We start from the raw sequence: 885 nt of genomic DNA, 5'->3' as shown, positions 1-885 counted from the left end.
CGGCAGCGGCATGACCAGGTTTCCGGCCCTGGCTTGACGCCTGTCGATCCGACGTTCATCGCTGAGCCCTGACCCGGGTCCTTCTGCAATCTGCGCCTCAGCCCCGTCGCACCCTTCCGGCGGCGGCGATGCGCTCCAGCTTGTCGAGGACCGCTCATGCCCCGTCATCCCTTCATCAAAGCCAGCTTTCCCGATCCCGACCTCACGCCGCGCAAGATCGCCAAGCGCCTGATGCTGCACCTCACCCGGATCCGCGTTGATCGTGCCGCCATCGATCCGGACGAGCAGGATGAGGAGAGGCTCTACGACCTCGCCTGCATGGGCCGCCTCGACGGCGTGAGCCTGACGCCCGAAGACCACACGCGGGTGGATCGGCGGGCCGCCCGGTTCCACGAGCGCAAACTGCGCCTGTCAGGGATCGGGCACATCGAAAGGTCAGACCGGGACAAGCTGTCGGTGCTCAAGGGCGGCGTCGCCCTCGCTGCCATCACGGACGAGCATCAGGCGGACAGTCTGGCCGCGACCCTGCATGCCGAGATGCCCTGGATGTCCGCCGCGACCGAATATGCCTGGCACGCGATGCGCCGGTCGGTGCGCGAGGGACATGTTGGCTTCCGGCTGCCTCCGGTGATCCTCGACGGCCCACCTGGCATCGGGAAGACGCGATGGGCGCGCCGTCTCGGCGATCTGATCGGGACGACCAGCACCATCATCGACGCAACCACCGAGGCGGCGAGCTTCGCGGTCGTCGGCTGCCAGCGCGGCTGGTCGGGTGCCCGCCCCGGCCGCGTGCTGGAGCACATCCTGACGGATCTGGCCGGCAACCCGTTCATCATCATTGACGAGCTGGACAAGGCCGGCCGCACCCGGTCCGATCGCGGCCAG

Annotated in this window: 1 protein-coding gene; it reads left to right on the top strand. The window is 68.4% G+C overall.

Going from position 1 to position 885, the window contains the following annotated elements; all coding sequences use genetic code 11:
- Window positions 1-156 precede the first annotated feature (156 nt).
- Window positions 157-885: AAA family ATPase (locus FA740_RS19515; protein ID WP_136858437.1), on the top strand; the 729-nt coding region annotated here is incomplete at its 3' end.

Source organism: Paracoccus hibiscisoli, assembly GCF_005048265.1.
Classification (GTDB): Bacteria; Pseudomonadota; Alphaproteobacteria; order Rhodobacterales; family Rhodobacteraceae; genus Paracoccus; species Paracoccus hibiscisoli.
Note: the sequence above shows the minus strand (reverse complement) of the source record. Positions and strands in the feature narration are given on the sequence as shown.